Below are 15693 nucleotides of genomic sequence, written 5' to 3' on the forward strand. Positions count from 1 at the left end.
GAGTGACTACTAGACTATTATGTGAGCAATGTCAGCTTTTGACACATAGGGGCCAGCCCATTACTGAAGTAAGCCAAAAATGAGTCGCGATGCGTCCTCAACAGTGAGGGCCACCTTGGAGATTGTCAGCCTGATTGCGCCAATTGCCGATGCAGGACCTGCAGACTAGTTCCCGCCCCTGCCCATGCAGCAACCGAGCCGACCACATACAGGTTTTGCTTGGCGCGTGAGACGGCTACATTGATTATGTTTGGCGGGCTTGCCGCCCACTGACGCGCCCTTTGCTGACTCGCTTTCGGCGCACCCAGCAACAGGATTACCGTGTCTGCCTCTCGGCCCTGGAACGTGTGGATCGTGCCAACACGATCACGGCACCACTCATCCAACTTTACGCCGAACGCCCGCAGCAGATCAGTTTCACTGTCGAGACGCCGACGCATGTTCTGCTCTACGATCTTGAATGGTGTAATGATAAATACGTCCGGATTTGTAATGCCCGATGCTGCCAGCTCTTTGAGCATTCGTACAACCGCTTCGCCCTCGTCGGGGCACCACTTCGTCTCAGCATCGCCATTGATATCCACCCAGTGAGATCTCCCCAAAGCCGAGCCTATAGATCCAGGTTTTTTAGGCCCGACAGCATGGACCATCTGCCCGGCATAGGCGATGGAGTTAGAAACATCGAACATTGGGTTCTGGCAACGCCTGTGAACGAGCAATGGCAGTCCGACTTCTCGATCACCTACATCCATGACGAAGGTGGATTTGAAGCGCGATGCCTGATCAGCAAGGGTCTGCGTAGATGCGGCGGGGGCAGACCAGTCGATCTGGTCAATGTTGAAGAACTTGCAGATTTCGGCGTTCAGCTTTTCGGGTAGCGATACCACAGGCGGGATTTGCAACGGGTCGCCCACCACGATGGAGCGTTTTGCCCGCATGATTGCTCCAACTGCCGCTTGAGGGACGGCCTGGCCCGCTTCATCAATCAGAAGCCAGCCAATACTTTCTGGTGGCAGATCTCCGAACATCGTCCGTACTGAGGCAAACGTTGTGGATACAGTCGGCACCACCATGAAAAGGCTCGACCAAAGATCAGGGAGAAGTTCACGGTGAGCGGAAGACTGGAAGGCACCAGCCACCATGCCCGACATCAATAGCCCAAGATTGTGTTGCAAGCGGCTGGCCGAAGCATCGATGAACGTTTTATGCACAGTCAGGGCAGCGGCGAAAAGATCCTCCCGCAGGTGATGAACCTCATCGGGAAGCCATGGCGCAGTCAGGTGGATAGCCTCGTGCTCGCGCTCGAAGAATCTCTCATCAACGACCCTGTCTCCCATGCGGTTTCGTGCCTCTGCCTCGGTTGCCTTCAATTTCGAGACAGCCTGACATTTGCTGGAAATTTCCTGGTCGAGTTGCTGTAACTGGGACTCAGTATTGCTCCACTCAGTCGTTGCAAGCTCCAGGGCACCGTCTGTCTCCTGCGCCCGTAAGACTGATTGCTGCAAGGTCGCCGAGAGGTTCTGCAGTGTCGATCTCCACGACTTCCAGGCCACAGTAGCGAACAAACGGGAGAAGAAACCTGGACGGCCAGCAAGATGGCTGTCGAGCATGATCTTATCCTGCTCGATCTGAGATTTTGCCTTCTCATGCTCCCGTTTGCAGGATTCAGCAGTCTGGTGTGCCTCTTCGACGGCTTCATTCAGACTCGGACGACGCTGTTCCACACTTTGAAGTTCGGTGGTCGCTCCCTTGAGCGCCTGGATATCCCGTCGCATCTCTTCGATGCTGGCGATTTCGGCGTCTACCGTCTCCTTGAGTTTAAGAAATGCGGTTCGCGCTTTCCGCCAGGCCGCTAAAGCGTCCACTTCGTTGGTGCTGGGCCGCTCATTGACGACCACGCTGGGCATCACGCGCTCGATGATTTCGCCAGTTTGTTCGTCCTTGATCTCACGCAAGACGTTTAAGCCGCGAGCTGCTTTCAGGTAGGTAAGGAAACCGCCGTCCTCATTCCACCAGAAGCCTTGCTGGAACGCGCCTCGGTTGCTGCTCTTGCCGAGTGCTGCGGCAATCAGTCCCCAAGTTTCGATAGGGTCGGAGGGTGTGTCGCCCTCGGCTTCGAAATAGCCAGCGCGTTTGGGATTCGCAATCAGGTCGCTAATGGACCGGAAGTAGGCGATCTGTTCATGGCGACCATTGGCTTCCTTGAGAGGAAGCTCTTTACTGACGTTTTCGACCGCTTTGTTATTGGAGGAGGCTACGACGATCTCATGGCCCCTCAAGGATGCATGTAACTTGTAGAAGTGCAGGAATGCATTGGAACCGAATGCCAGCTTCTCGCCTGTTGTGGAAAAGGCATCCTGCGGTTTATTGAAGCCGCACATCGCTGTGGCCCGATCAAGAATGCACCCAACGACAATATCTCGCAGAAGAGTGGTTTTTCCAGTACCCGGTGGCCCATTGACACCGATGATACCAGGAGCATCATTCAGCTCAGCACGCGCCGCATTCACGGCAGCCTGTTGAAGCAGTACCAATGGATGGCCGCCTTTCGAAGGCCAACGGGCCTGCGGCATGAGCGAGGGTGCGACGAATGGCTCAACTGCGGAAATGGGCGATAGCACGTCGATTTTCTGTTCAGGCCTGCCAATTCCCATGTAGCGGCGCAAACCGGCTCCGGCTTTGCCCGTCTCGAGCAATTTGGTTGCTTCACCGAGATCTTCAAGATAGAAGGAATTCAGTAACGAAGGTTCAGGCAGCGCCTTGGCCTTGAAATGATGAAACACCTTAATCGCGAATGTGGGTGGCTCAACCAAATGCTCAGGTACACTGAACTGCGATACAAGCCATTTATAAGCGTTATGAACAACATTCAGATCGATCGGTATGGGTTCTCCATCCTCGTTGTGGCGGCGAACTATTCGATCCAGATGCTCGATAATGCGCGGCTCAACATTCGGCCAATTCCCTAAACTTCCAAGCTTCAGATCGAGAGCCGGCTTGAGTGCCCAGGCAAAACTGGAAACGGCAACGCCTTTGTCCTCAAGCACATAGCCTTCTTTGTCGATCAGGATCGAGCCGATGGCCGCTTTCTTACCGTCCGGGCGCGAACGCTCCTCATCCTCGCCAAAAACCTTGACCAGCTCGTCCGTCGCCTTGTCGAGAGCGATGGAGCCGAGGACGACCTCGAAATAAAGCTTATAACTGGGCTTGCTGCGGGCATTTGGTCCCCATGGAACACCTCGCTCCAATAGAGCAACCCTGGAGCGGTCGCCGGTTGCCATATCCTCTGGGCGTTTATAACCTTGAGGCGACAGTGCTTCGAGGGCTGTCCATGCTGCCAGTATTGCTCGCGCATCATTCGCTTTATCTGACGGAGAGAAAGACGGGAGTGGACCTAGATCAATTTGGCCTTTGTCGAATTGCTGTCGCATGGCAGTGTCTGGGATAGCCTTCGGTTGCAGTTGCTCTACAGCTGCAGGTGCACTGTGGGGCACAGCTTGAGAAAATTGTATGGACGCCGAATCGGGATTACATGTTGATGGATTGGAAGTCGACATGGCGACCCCGCTGCGGTCGCTAAGTGCAGTTAGAGATTGCTCGATTTTAGACGTCAGCGTCCGCGCCCTGGCAGTGTTGCGAAAGGTCAGCTCGCTCAACAGCTGTTCAAGTTCACTAACATTGTTGCGGGACTGTTCGAAGATTGCTTCCAGATCGAAGATAGATTTTTGCGCATACTGCCGTGTCTTCATTTATTTCTGCGGCTCCATATCCCTTCAGTTAAGAGATATTATGCTAATTAGCTTGATTTCTAAAACTATTAACGTGCGCTCATGACGTAGATCCAGATCTCGATGGGATGTTTAACTGGCTGCTTACGTGCGAAGACGCACTCTGTGCAAATCGATATAATGCAAGTTCGTTGGTATGACTTGATGGTTGAGAGCCACCCAAAGGCTATTACCCGTGAGCTTGAGGTTCGGTAATAAGTTTTCGACATCTAGATAGATTTTTATTCGCGTGTCTATGAGCACATTGACTTCGTCCCTGCACATTAATTATATGCAGCATATTGCCCAGGCCCCCATACTTTTTGCCCTCTTGTTAGCAAGTAGATTTCCTTATTCCCATTAGCTAAACTGTGCGGCTGGATTCCTCCCAGCGAGCACGCGCAGAGTGAACCATGATCCGCAGAAACAAACCATTTAATACTCTTTCTCGCCGTCGGCGTCGTGCCCGGACACAACACGTCAAGAATCTGATCCACCGCGAGCGTCATCGCTGCGGAGGACTGCATTATGATGATTGCGATTTTGAAAATGCAGAGGCCATTGCTGCGGGTTGGGTGTGGACCTGGAGCGATGTTTTATTCTTGGGTAATTCGTCAGATGTGTACTGGAACGCGGAGATCATTACCATTGACGTAGCGCGTGCGGATATTGTGGAAAATCTGGCGTTTGAAGAAGCTCATGCCATGTTGAGCCAAAACCAGCAGGAAGATGAAGCCCGCATGGATACAACACCAAACTACAATGCGAAAGGAAAGGTGGTTAGCCATACGGTGGTAGAACGTACCCGAGTTTCTTATCCTCAATTCGGTGGATTAAGCTATTTCGACTACATTGATAAACGCTTGGCCGAAGTCATGCGCGACAATCCGCCTGTAGTTACTCCTGGCTATCGCATTCAATCTGGCTATCGTAGCGGCATTGGTTTGCAAATCATCGTGGAAGAGTCTGTGCTTACTCGCGAGATAATCGACAGTGCGATCCGCTCATTTTTGGTTGGGGATATGCCCCTGGTCCCTAAGTAAACAAGATGATGAAGCAAACTCTTTGGATAGCAACCCAGCAATAAACGCTCTAATGCACCCAATGAAATCTATGGCGGCCGCATGAACGTGTGAACATGAATTCGACCCAGTAGTAGCCCCGGATGCCGCAGGAATGATTTCAGATATCAAGGCTGACCTGATACTTTTGAACGCCACTAAAAAAAAGAGCTGTGCGGCATACTGACATCTGGGGGTACTTATGGGGGTATGCTAAAAGATCGAATAAAATAAATTGATTAAAAATCAATTCCTTTGTTCTGGTGGTTTTGTTCCTATTATCGCACCACTCAAGCATCTCTCAACGTCCACTCAAACTCCCCAAAATCCCTGTTAATCTGAATCTATTACTCGTATTCCAGCGTCTACTGATATGCCCGCAATTTACATGCATCTGGGGTAGATGCGGGGGCATATGCTGTTCGGCCTACAAAGATGAACATGAGTTTCAGAGGACATTGAGCGAATCAGGCAACCGGAACAGGAAGGCGGGGGAAATCTGTAGAGAATGACCAGCCGGTAAGCCCCGCTGGTCGCCTGGTCGTTATTTCAAATGTTCTTTCAGCTGATAACCCGCCTGACCAATAGCAGTCCGTACGGCAGGAACGTCGCTCAGCGCGTTCAGCAGACCATAATCATGGATTAACCCGTTGTAACGCGTAACCGTCACGTCTACACCCGCGGCGTCAAGTTTGCGACCAAAAGCTTCACCTTCATCGCGCAGCACATCAAGTTCAGCAGTCTGAATCAGCGTGGGTGGCAGCCCTTGCAACTGTTCTGTTGTTGCTCGCAGCGGAGAGGCAAGAATGTTATTTCTGTCGCTCTCATTGGTGGTGTAGGCATCCCAGAACCACTTCATCATGTTGCGCGTCAGAAAACAGCCGTTTTCATACTGATTATAAGAATCGGTATTAAAATTCGCGTCAGTTACAGGCCAGAGCATGACGTCATAGCGAATTGCAGGCGTTTTATGTTGTTTAGCCTGAAGCGCTACGGCCGCTACCATATTACCGCCGACGCTGTTACCTACCAGCGCCAGGCGTTTGCCGTCAACGCCAATTTCACTACCGTTCTCGGCTACCCAGCGGGTTGCGGCATAAGCCTGATTAATTGCAACAGGGAAATGCGCTTCCGGGGAGGGTGTGTAGTTGACAAAAACGGCCGCCGCTTCGGATGCATTTACCAGATCGCGAACCAGACGCTCATGTGTCGGGAAATCGCCCAGGACCCAGCCGCCGCCGTGGAAGAACATAAATACCGGCAATGTTCCCGTCGCGTTATGAGGCTTCACAATATTCAGTGTTATTTTTTGCCCATTAACCTCAATCGTTTTTTCACTGACGTCGGCCGTAGGCAGCGTTACCCCTTTTTGCGCATCGATCAGCACCTGACGTGCTGCCTCAGTAGACAATTGCTCAATGGGCTTCCCTCCGCTTCCGTTCAGCGCATTCAGGAATTGTTGAACATGACGTTCTGGGCCTGCTGTATCAGCAAAGCTGTTGGCTGAAACAGCAGCCATTGCGACAGACAATAACGCGGATTTGATATTCATAGTGCCACCTGATTAATAATGCATGCCATTATTTTGCGTGCTTTTTACATGAGCGAACCGTCGGGCTTATTACTATCTGATAAGCCCTGGGCATTATTTGAAGTAGACGAGCGCCCGACCAGGACAGTAGCCGGGCTTTACGGATTAAACCGGGGCGTTACAGTCCCAGCTCAGATAACCCTGGATGATCGTCCGGACGACGTCCCAGCGGCCAGTGGTATTTGCGCTCGCTTTCCTTGATAGGCATATCATTAATACACGCGAAACGACGTTGCATCAGACCATCTTCGCCGAATTCCCAGTTCTCGTTGCCGTAAGAACGGAACCAGTTACCTGAATCATCGCGCCACTCGTAGGCATAACGGACTGCAATGCGGTTGCCGCCAAAGGCCCACAATTCTTTAATAAGACGGTACTCAAGTTCCTTTTTCCATTTGCGCTCAAGGAATCCTTTGGCTTCCTCGCGATTATTGGCAAATTCTGCGCGGTTACGCCATTTGGTATCCAGGGAATATGCCAGCGAGACCTTTTCAGCGTCGCGGCTGTTCCAGCCATCTTCAGCAAGCCTTACTTTTTCAATCGCTGATTCAAGCGTAAACGGCGGAAGGGGCGGACGGATTTGTGCATCAGACATGGTAAAGACTCCTGTAAATTTGGATAGACCGGTATGACTTGCTTTTCGGGACTTAGACATAAATCCTCCCCTGTTATTTAACGCCCCTGGTATCCATGATGGTTCTACATTATCCATTAGCGCTGATATTCATTTGCAGAGGGTTCGTTTTGTCTATGAATTGATGGTAGAACGATCGTTCTACCTCGTCAAGATAGTATTTTTGAAAATGATTAAAAAAACGAAAGCGCCGCTATTGAGGCCTGTTTTTTTGTTTAATAACAGTTAGTTATGGTGATTTTGGGTGGCGAGGGAATAAGGTGGCAGAAAAATGAAATGCGATAGAATCGTTACGTTTGGATTAACGATAATAAAATAGTCGATGTGAAGTGATACTATTCCCGAGGGCACTCGGGAATGAAATGAATTACATATATGGCAGGGCCTCCAGTATAACCGGATATTTCAATGAGTATTGCATCCCTGGAATTCAGGCCTCTTTTATGAAACCTGTTTTAGTAACAGCTGAGCAATATCTTTGGCATCATCCGCGGCGCTGTAATCGCCCATAACACGTGACATGGTGATAGCACCTTCAATCAATAACAGCAGCTGCCTGGCCAGGGATGAGGAGTGATCAATATTCAGCTGGCGGGTAAGTTCAAGGGCGTAATCCAGTATTTTTTGTTTATGCAGCCTGGCAATCTGGCGAACGGGATCGGCACTGTCACCCACTTCCCCCGCGGTATTAATAAATGCGCACCCGCGATAGCCCTCTGACTCAAACCATCCTTTGAGCACGGAGAACATATTCAGGATGCGCTCCTTCGGCGTATCCGCTTTGTCGCACTCCGTCCTGAACCATTCCATCCAGCGTACATCCCGGGCGTTCAGCGCGGCTGCCGCCACTTCGTCTTTGTTGGCGAAATAGCGATAAATACTTTTGCGGGCCACACCTGAAGTTTTTACAAGAAGATCCATACCGGTGGCATGAATACCGTTCTGGTAAATCAGTTGTTCAGCGGTCGCGAGAATTTTTTCTCGTGTGTCAGTCGTGTTTTTGTTCATAGGTTAATGGTAGAACGATCGTTCTCCTCGGTCAAGGGTTCGTCAACACTCTTTTTGACCCGATGGGTTAATGAGATGGGTGCGGTCAGCCTGAACGCGTCAACTAACGCAAACCAGGCGACCAGAATCGCTATGAACCCTTTCTGTTTCGGTATGCCGCCACTTTCATGCGATTACCGCACGTCGCCATACTGCACCAGCGGCGGCGATGCGATTTGCTCAAATCATGGAAAAGCAAAATACAGTTATGGGCTTCACACTGCCTCACGTATTCAAACTTGTCGTCAGTGACCAGTTTCACCAGTGCATCAGCAATGGGCCAGAGCAGGCCTGCGGAGCTAAGCGCGTCTGAACAAACATCAACACGGTATCGCTGTGTATTTTCATCCCATTGCAGCGCGATCTCGGGACGTCCTGCCTGCAGCACCTTGTTAATCACCGTCAGGTTAGCCGCAACGGATTTCATCGCGGCGTGGACCACTGCTCTGGCGGCATCGCGCAGCTGACGGGCTTCAAACAGTAAGTCATCGGGTGCCTCAGTGCCTTTCGGCACAAGGCCTGCCGTTTCCAGCCAGTCGATAACGCTGAGATTGTCTTCAAAACAATCATGCCGCTCCTCACCTGTCCCATATTCACTGTTAATAAAATCCAGTGCGAGGTTATCGGCCAGGAAGAGAGGCGGAGAAGAGGGTTGCTTGATTTCCATACTTACCTGTAACTCATAAAATCATTTTGACAGGTTACCAAATTTGCGTGTAACCTTCAAATCATCACTTTAACGGTTACAAGGGATTTATCATGACCACTTCCATTACAGATAACGCATCTGCCTCGCCAGCTATGCGGATCCATTACCGCTATAAACAGTCAGGCGATGTTAACGTTTTCTACCGTGAGGCTGGCGATCCGGCATCACCCGTATTGCTGATGCTTCACGGCTTCGCTGGCTCATCATTTATGTTCCGTGACCTTATTCCCCAACTGGCCGATCGTTATCATGTAATCGCACCAGATTTGCCGGCCTTTGGTTTTACCGAGGCGCCAGCGCAAGGTGAATATGCTTATACTTTTGACCAGCTTGCTAAGACCATTGGTCAGTTTGCCGAAGCGCTCAATCTCAATAGCTATGCTCTGATGGTCCACGACTACGGTGCACCTGTCGGATGGCGACTGGCGTTAGCCCATCCACAGCGCGTGACAGCCATTATTTCCCAGAATGGCAATGCCTACGAAGAGGGGCTGGGAGAGGCCTGGGCGCCGATACAGAAATACTGGCGTGAACCCACTGCTGAAAACCGAAGTGCGCTGAGCGAATTTCCGACGCTGGCTTCAATCAAATGGCAGTATCTGGAAGGCGTTGCCGATCGGAGTCTGGTTTCACCTGATGGCTATTCGCTTGAAGGGATGCAGGTATTACGGCCGGGTAATGCGGAGATACAGCTGGACCTGTTACTGGATTACGCCTCTAACGTGAAAATGTACCCGCTGTTTCAGCACTATTTTCGCCAGTATCAGCCACCGTTATTAGCCGTATGGGGAAAAAACGATCCGTTTTTCATGGCGGCGGGAGCAGAAGCCTGGAAACGTGATTTGCCAAAAGCTGAAATACACTTTTATGACACCGGCCATTTCGCGCTTGAAACGCATGCTAAGGAGATAGGTGCTGACGTGCTTAATTTTCTCGACCGGCATGTCCGCCAGTCAAATTAACGCTCATTCCGGTTAGAGCAGGAGATCAAGATAATGTCGGTGACGCATGGTGTGCAACATATTGGCTTAGCGGTATCTAAACTTGAAGAAACCGCTGAATTCTTTACTAAAATATTGGGCTGGGAGGAAGTGAAACGACGCGAAGATTATCCCGCCATCTTCGTGAGGGATAATGCGCTGACGATAACGCTCTGGAAAACACAAACCGATGAGCCCGTTAAATTCGATCGTAAAACGAATATAGGGCTCCATCACTTAGCTTTACGGGTCGAAAATAAGGGGGAACTGTTCCAGCTTCTTGATGTATTAAAGGCAAATCAGATTGAAGTTGAATTTGAGCCAACCTTTATCAGAGAGGGGCCGTCAATGCATATGATGTGTTACGAACCCAGCGGGATAAGAATTGAATTTTATTACCCTGGATAAGGGTAATTAAAACAGTCTCAGTCTGGAACACTGGAAATTACGTATCGTATTTCCTGCGCTGTCCGCAAATCTGCTAGCGTATCAATATCATACGTAATTCCAATATCAGATAGCCAGACATCCCCCACATCCCCCCGCCGTCGCGCATCCATCACTATCTCCTTTGCCCCCACATCGCCCTTTAGCGCCAGCAACGCCTCGCCGTATTCCCGCCGAAACCCCACCGGGTGCCCGGCCTGTTGCTGATAGTAAGGCACCACAACCCCTTTCTCCCTAAGCCCTTCAGCAACCCTCAGCAAAGAGGCAGGCTGAATCAGCGGCAGGTCCGCAGGCAGAATCAACCACCCCGACGCCTCAGAAGTCGCTTGCACCCCCAATGAGATCGACTCGCCCATGCCACCCGTACCGCCCTCGGGCCTGACGAGATGCCAGGGCAGGTGTGCGGCTTCCACCGCCTGAATCACATGCGCCAGCACGGTTTGACCGCCCAACAGCGCATCCAGCTTATGGCTTTCGCCTCCCGAGGAGAGAAAGCGTTCGCCGCGTCCGGCGGCGAGAATAATCACGACCGGCGAGGGCATTAACGGTCGTCCTGGCGCAGGCGCGCGGCAGCCACGTCTGCCAGAACGGACAGGGCGAGGGTGCGCGCATCCCGGGCTTTCGGGAAGATGCCGATCGGGGCCTTAATGCGATCTATCTCTTCCTCCCGCCAGCCCAGCTCGCTGAGCTTTTGCCGCCGATGCATATGGGTTCGCTGGCTGCCCAGGGCGCCGATGTAAAACGGATTAGCGTCGCGGGCGGCCTGCAGGACGGGCAACTCCCGGTGAAGATCGTGCCACAGCAGGATCACCGCCGTGTCGGCATCAATGTGCGAAGCATGATTCCCGGAGCAGGGGTCGAAGTGACAAATGTCATACCCTGCCGTCGCCGCGAGTTCCGCCGTCGCCTGCGCTTCGATAGACCCGCCGTGGATCAGCACCCGCACGCAAGGGTGGAAACCAATTTCGATATTCTGGTTATGCCAGCCGGTGAGGGTTGGCGCGGGCAGGCAGGTGAGCGTCCGGGTCTGCGGGCTGTAGCGCAACCCGGTGGGCTGGCGCTGCTCGAGGCAGTTCAGCACCGCCAGCAGCGGCTGCGCGGAACGCAGCTTATGAATGGACAGCGTGATCCCACCCCCACAGGGGAGGACAATATCGAAATACGGCGAGCCCTGACCATAACGCACCTCGCGATCCTGGCCGGTCGCGATGACCTCCAGCGCCTCAAAGGCCGCCGCCGCTTCGACGCAGCCCCCGGAGACAAAGCCACAGTACTGGCCGTCCTCGCGCACCACCATCTGCGCCCCCAGGGATCGCGCCGCGCCGCCGCGTATCTCGGTTAGCATCACCAGCGCCGCCTCTTTACCGGACATCAGGGACTCTACTGCGAAGCGCAATATCTCCCGGCTGTCGTCGGTGAGAAACGCCCGTTCCGGCGTCCGGCGCAGATCGTCCGCCAGATTAAAAAGTTGGGGCATTGTTCCTCCTTAAACCGCATCCGGCAGGTCGGCGATCAGCTTATCCAGGGTGATGGGATAGTCCCGGACTCGCACCCCCGTCGCGTTATACACCGCATTGGCAATGGCCGCGCCCACGCCGCACAGGCCCAGCTCGCCCACACCTTTGGCCTTCATCGGGGAGGAGATAGGGTCGGTGTCATCCAGGAAAATCACCTTCTGCTCGGGAATATCGGCATGGACCGGGACTTCATACCCCGCCATGTCATGGTTGACGAAATAGCCCAGGCGGGTATCGACCGCCAGCTCTTCCATCAGCGCCGCGCCCAGCCCCATGGTCATCGCGCCTATCACCTGGCTGCGGGCGGTTTTCGGGTTCAGGATGCGTCCGGCCGCGCACACCGCGAGCATGCGACGCACCCGCACCTCTCCGGTCGCACTGTCCACGCCCACCTCGATGAAATGTCCGGCAAAGGTCGACTGCTGATACTGCTTATCCAGATCGCCGAATTCGATACCGTCTTCGGCGGTCAGCGTGCCGTTGGCGGCGGCCTCGGCAATATCCGCGCTGCGGGTATCACTCGTTATCTTGCCGTCGCTGAACTCCGCCTGGTCTGGATCGAAACCCAGCTTTGTGGCAATGGCTTCGCGTAGCTTGACGCAGGCGGCGTAGACCCCCGAGGTGGAGGTGTTCGCGCCCCACTGGCCGCCGGAACCGGCAGAGACCGGGAAGCTGGAATCACCGAGGTGAACCGTCACCTTCTCCAGCGGCACGCCCAGCATCTCCGCCGCCGTCTGGGCGATGATGGTATAGCTCCCGGTGCCGATATCGGTCATGTCGGTTTCTACCGTCAGGTTTCCGGCGGCGTCCAGATGCACCCGGGCGGCGGATTTATCTAACAGGTTATTACGAAAACCGGCCGCCATGCCGATGCCCACCAGCCAGCGCCCGTCGCGAACCTGCCCGGGCGTCGCGTTGCGCTGTTTCCAGCCGAACTCCTCGGCACCGGTACGCAGGCACTCGATAAGCTGACGACGTGAAAAAGGCCGGCTGGGATCGGCCGGATCGACCTGAGTGTCATTGAGGATGCGGAATTCAACCGGATCGACGCCCGCTTTTTCCGCCATTTCGTCGATGGCGATCTCCAGCGCCATCATACCCGGCGCTTCGCCGGGCGCGCGCATGGCGTTGCCTTCAGGCAGATCCAGCTTTGCCAGCCGCAGGCCGGTATGGCGATTCGCGCCAGCGTAGAGCAGCTCGGTCTGCTGAACCGCGGTCTCCGGCGTGCCGCCGGGAAGATTACCGGACCAGCTGTCGTGCGCGATGGCGGTAATTTTCCCGGCGCTGTCAGTCCCGATACGGATATGTTGAATGGTGGCCGGACGGTGGGTGGTGTTATTGGGGATCGTCGGTCGCGACAGCATTACTTTAACCGGGCGCTTGATGGCCCGGGCAGCCAGCGCGGCCAGCAGGGCATCGCTTCGCAGGAACAGCTTGCCGCCAAAGCCGCCGCCGATATAGGGGGAGATAACACGCACATTCTCCTGCGGGATCTTCAGGGTCTCCGCCAGGTCGGTGCGGCACCAGGCCACCATCTGGTTGGAGGTCCAGAGGGTCACATTATCGCCCTCCCAGGCGGCCATCGAGGCGTGCGGCTCCATCGCCATATGGCTCTGATCGGGGGTGGTGTAGGTGGCATCCAGCTTCACCGCGGCGGCGGAAAAGGCGGATCCAAAATCCCCGGTGTTTTTATCGGGCGTATCCTCGGGAGGCTGTTTGACGGCGGGTTTTTCATCTGCCAGCGAGTAAGATCCCTTTTCACGCCGGTAGCTCACCTGCACCAGCGACGCCGCCGCCCGGGCCTGCTCAAAGGTCTCTGCCACCACCAGCGCAACGGCCTGATGGTAGTGCTCTATCTTCGGCCCGCCCAGCAGCGTGGCTGCGTTTCTCTCGCCTTTGCCGAGCTCGCCCGCGTTACTGGCGGTGATTACCGTTAACACGCCTGGCGCATTTTTCGCAGCCTGGGTGTCGATAGTCGTTATCTCGCCTTTGGCGATCGCGGAGCCGACGACATAGCCATAGGCCGCGTTGGGCGCCTTATCATGCCACTCGTAGGCGTAGTGCGCCGTGCCGGTGGTTTTTAATGAACCGTCAATACGATCCCGGGGCTGGCCGACCACCTTCAGCTGATCGATCGGGTTTTCACCTGCTGGTTTATCGAATTTCATACCACAGCCCTCGCTTCGGTCAGCACGGAGGCAAGCGTTCGCTTCGCCAGGGTTAATTTGAACGCGTTTTCAGTCGTCGGGTGAGCGTCGGCAAACAGCGCGTCATAGACGGCCTGTGCGCCCTGGGGGATCTGCGCATCGGCGTGCTCGACCCGCCAGGGTTTATGGGCCACGCCGCCCAGCGCCACGCGTCCGCTGCCGTCCGGCTGGACAATCGCCGCGACCGAAACCAGCGCAAAGGCGTAGGAGGCGCGATCGCGGACTTTACGGTAGATGTGCTGCCCGCCTACGGGCGGCGGCAGGGTGACGGCGGTGATCAGCTCCCCTGGCGTCAGGACGGTTTCAATGTGGGGCGTTTTCCCGGGGGCGCGATAAAAGTCGGCCAGCGGGATGTTGCGGGCCTTGCCGTCGGCGGAAATGGTTTCCACTACCGCATCCAGCAGCCGCATCGCGACAGGCATGTCGCCGGGATGGGTGGCAATACAGGCCTCGCTGCCGCCCACGACCGCATGCTGGCGGCTAAAGCCCTCAAGCGCCGCGCAGCCGCTGCCGGGAAGGCGTTTATTGCAGGGCTGGTTGGTGTCGTAAAAATAGGGGCAGCGCGTACGTTGCAGGAGATTACCTGCCGTGGTGGCCTGGTTGCGTAACTGGCCGGAGGCCCCGGCAAGCAGCGCCCGGGAAAGGACGGCATAGTCACGGCGCACGCGTTCATCGGCGGCCAGATCGGTGTTACGCACCAGGGCACCAATGCGCAGACCGCCCTCGTCGGTGGCGACAATCTGGTCCAGACCGAGCCCGTTCACGTCGATCAGATGGGTAGGGGTTTCGATCTCCAGCTTCATCAGATCGAGCAGATTGGTGCCCCCGGCGATAAATTTTGCGCCGCTTTTATCACGGGCGCTGGCAGCGGCCTCGGCCGGTGTTTTTACCTTCTCGTATGTAAAGGCCTTCATGATTTGAGCTCCCCCGCGGCGTCTTCGATGGCGTCCAGAATGTTGGCGTACGCGCCGCAGCGACAGATGTTGCCGCTCATGCGTTCGCGAATTTCATCCGCATTCATTTGTGGAGGGGAGACCAGATCGAGCGTGACGTGGCTGGGAATACCCGCCTCGATCTCTTTCAGTACCGCGACAGAAGAGCAGATCTGCCCTGATGTGCAGTACCCGCACTGGAAACCATCATGTTTGATAAATGCCGCCTGCATGGGATGCAGATTGTCAGGCGTGCCCAGCCCTTCGATGGTGGTGATGTCGGCATCCTGATGCATGACAGCCAGCGTCAGACAGGCGTTAATCCGGCGGCCATCCACCAGGACGGTACAGGCCCCGCACTGTCCGTGGTCGCAGCCTTTTTTGGTGCCGGTCAGCTGCAAATTCTCGCGCAGCGCATCCAGCAGGGTGGTGCGTGTATCGACATCAAGTTGCTGACTTTTGCCGTTCACGCGCAGCGTCAGGGGCAGGATCTCCGGCGGGGGCGTGACGGCGGGCTCGCCCTCGGCCAGTGCACCACAAGGATACACCGCTGCGGTCGCTGCCGCAGCGGCACTTGCTTTGATAAGATCCCGTCGGGAGAGGCTGAAATCGTGTTTCTGTCCGTCTTCAGGATATTCGCCTTGGTTGCTCATGCCAGGCCTCCGGTATTTAAAGGGGGATAAAAAGAAAGAGGGCGCGACTGTGTCGTCTGTTTTTTAAACGTTAAGCATAGACGGCGATGCGGGCGGGATTATTCTTAAATCGTGAATGTGGTTATGAGGGGAGTTGATAAATGTGTGG

General features: G+C 54.7%; 13 protein-coding genes. 3 read left to right on the forward strand and 10 right to left on the reverse strand.

The window, feature by feature from the left end; translation table 11 throughout:
- Positions 1-125: 125 nt before the first annotated feature.
- Positions 126-3749: a DEAD/DEAH box helicase gene (locus tag ACP4QI_RS04280; RefSeq protein WP_426495178.1), complete on the reverse strand. Its 3624-nt coding sequence runs from the start codon at positions 3747-3749 to the stop codon at positions 126-128.
- A gap of 431 nt (positions 3750-4180) precedes the next feature.
- Here ACP4QI_RS04280 and ACP4QI_RS04285 point away from each other — a divergent pair, with 431 nt between their 5' ends.
- On the forward strand, positions 4181-4810 hold the full coding sequence (locus ACP4QI_RS04285) for a hypothetical protein (RefSeq protein ID WP_334752433.1): 630 nt from the start codon (positions 4181-4183) through the stop codon (positions 4808-4810).
- Positions 4811-5372: 562 nt separating this feature from the next.
- Here the strand turns inward: ACP4QI_RS04285 and ACP4QI_RS04290 are convergent.
- The 4 genes from ACP4QI_RS04290 to ACP4QI_RS04305 form a co-directional block, all read right to left on the reverse strand.
- The gene (locus ACP4QI_RS04290) at positions 5373-6347 is read right to left on the reverse strand and encodes an alpha/beta hydrolase (RefSeq protein WP_426495200.1); all 975 of its coding nucleotides are present in this window, start codon (positions 6345-6347) and stop codon (positions 5373-5375) included.
- Between the two features lie 190 nt (positions 6348-6537).
- Positions 6538-7014: a nuclear transport factor 2 family protein gene (locus ACP4QI_RS04295; protein WP_106992061.1), complete on the reverse strand. Its 477-nt coding sequence runs from the start codon at positions 7012-7014 to the stop codon at positions 6538-6540.
- A 480-nt stretch (positions 7015-7494) separates the two neighbouring features.
- On the reverse strand, positions 7495-8061 hold the full coding sequence (locus tag ACP4QI_RS04300; RefSeq protein ID WP_426495177.1) for a TetR/AcrR family transcriptional regulator: 567 nt from the start codon (positions 8059-8061) through the stop codon (positions 7495-7497).
- A gap of 130 nt (positions 8062-8191) precedes the next feature.
- A complete protein-coding gene (locus tag ACP4QI_RS04305) occupies positions 8192-8767 on the reverse strand; it encodes a CGNR zinc finger domain-containing protein (RefSeq protein ID WP_426495176.1) in 576 nt (191 codons plus the stop codon).
- Between the two features lie 92 nt (positions 8768-8859).
- On the opposite strand from ACP4QI_RS04305, the gene ACP4QI_RS04310 reads away from it, so the two are divergent.
- The gene (locus tag ACP4QI_RS04310) at positions 8860-9771 is read left to right on the forward strand and encodes an alpha/beta fold hydrolase (RefSeq protein WP_426495175.1); all 912 of its coding nucleotides are present in this window, start codon (positions 8860-8862) and stop codon (positions 9769-9771) included.
- A 33-nt stretch (positions 9772-9804) separates the two neighbouring features.
- Positions 9805-10197: a VOC family protein gene (locus tag ACP4QI_RS04315; protein ID WP_285128570.1), complete on the forward strand. Its 393-nt coding sequence runs from the start codon at positions 9805-9807 to the stop codon at positions 10195-10197.
- A 17-nt stretch (positions 10198-10214) separates the two neighbouring features.
- Here ACP4QI_RS04315 and ACP4QI_RS04320 read toward each other — a convergent pair whose 3' ends face one another.
- From ACP4QI_RS04320 to paoA, 5 genes are read right to left on the reverse strand one after another with little or no spacing between them, the layout of a single operon-like run.
- The gene (locus ACP4QI_RS04320) at positions 10215-10778 is read right to left on the reverse strand and encodes a nucleotidyltransferase family protein (RefSeq protein ID WP_426495174.1); all 564 of its coding nucleotides are present in this window, start codon (positions 10776-10778) and stop codon (positions 10215-10217) included.
- Positions 10778-11713, reverse strand: a complete 936-nt coding sequence (locus tag ACP4QI_RS04325; RefSeq protein ID WP_426495173.1) for an XdhC family protein — start codon at positions 11711-11713, stop codon at positions 10778-10780. The genes ACP4QI_RS04320 and ACP4QI_RS04325 overlap by 1 nt, the downstream gene beginning before the upstream one ends.
- Positions 11714-11722: 9 nt before the next feature.
- Positions 11723-13921, reverse strand: a complete 2199-nt coding sequence (gene paoC, locus ACP4QI_RS04330) for an aldehyde oxidoreductase molybdenum-binding subunit PaoC (protein WP_426495172.1) — start codon at positions 13919-13921, stop codon at positions 11723-11725.
- On the reverse strand, positions 13918-14874 hold the full coding sequence (locus ACP4QI_RS04335; RefSeq protein ID WP_426495171.1) for an FAD binding domain-containing protein: 957 nt from the start codon (positions 14872-14874) through the stop codon (positions 13918-13920). The genes paoC and ACP4QI_RS04335 overlap by 4 nt, the downstream gene beginning before the upstream one ends.
- Positions 14871-15545, reverse strand: coding sequence for an aldehyde dehydrogenase iron-sulfur subunit PaoA (paoA, locus tag ACP4QI_RS04340; protein WP_426495170.1), 675 nt, complete (start codon positions 15543-15545; stop codon positions 14871-14873). Before paoA ends, ACP4QI_RS04335 begins: the two co-directional genes overlap by 4 nt.
- Between the last annotated feature and the right edge of the window lie 148 nt (positions 15546-15693).

Origin of the sequence: Leclercia sp. TB492 (genome assembly GCF_049974505.2) — a bacterium.
GTDB classification, from domain to species: domain Bacteria; phylum Pseudomonadota; class Gammaproteobacteria; order Enterobacterales; family Enterobacteriaceae; genus Enterobacter; species Enterobacter adecarboxylatus_C.

Bases quoted from the DNA above. Each gene is read 5' to 3' on its own strand.
- ACP4QI_RS04280 (WP_426495178.1), bottom strand. From the start codon at position 3,749: ATGAAGACACGGCAGTATGCGCAAAAATCTATCTTCGATCTGGAAGCA.
- ACP4QI_RS04285 (WP_334752433.1), top strand. From the start codon at position 4,181: ATGATCCGCAGAAACAAACCATTTAATACTCTTTCTCGCCGTCGGCGT.
- ACP4QI_RS04290 (WP_426495200.1), bottom strand. From the start codon at position 6,347: ATGGCTGCTGTTTCAGCCAACAGCTTTGCTGATACAGCAGGCCCAGAA.
- ACP4QI_RS04295 (WP_106992061.1), bottom strand. From the start codon at position 7,014: ATGTCTGATGCACAAATCCGTCCGCCCCTTCCGCCGTTTACGCTTGAA.
- ACP4QI_RS04300 (WP_426495177.1), bottom strand. From the start codon at position 8,061: ATGAACAAAAACACGACTGACACACGAGAAAAAATTCTCGCGACCGCT.
- ACP4QI_RS04305 (WP_426495176.1), bottom strand. From the start codon at position 8,767: ATGGAAATCAAGCAACCCTCTTCTCCGCCTCTCTTCCTGGCCGATAAC.
- ACP4QI_RS04310 (WP_426495175.1), top strand. From the start codon at position 8,860: ATGACCACTTCCATTACAGATAACGCATCTGCCTCGCCAGCTATGCGG.
- ACP4QI_RS04315 (WP_285128570.1), top strand. From the start codon at position 9,805: ATGTCGGTGACGCATGGTGTGCAACATATTGGCTTAGCGGTATCTAAA.
- ACP4QI_RS04320 (WP_426495174.1), bottom strand. From the start codon at position 10,778: ATGCCCTCGCCGGTCGTGATTATTCTCGCCGCCGGACGCGGCGAACGC.
- ACP4QI_RS04325 (WP_426495173.1), bottom strand. From the start codon at position 11,713: ATGCCCCAACTTTTTAATCTGGCGGACGATCTGCGCCGGACGCCGGAA.
- paoC (WP_426495172.1), bottom strand. From the start codon at position 13,921: ATGAAATTCGATAAACCAGCAGGTGAAAACCCGATCGATCAGCTGAAG.
- ACP4QI_RS04335 (WP_426495171.1), bottom strand. From the start codon at position 14,874: ATGAAGGCCTTTACATACGAGAAGGTAAAAACACCGGCCGAGGCCGCT.
- paoA (WP_426495170.1), bottom strand. From the start codon at position 15,545: ATGAGCAACCAAGGCGAATATCCTGAAGACGGACAGAAACACGATTTC.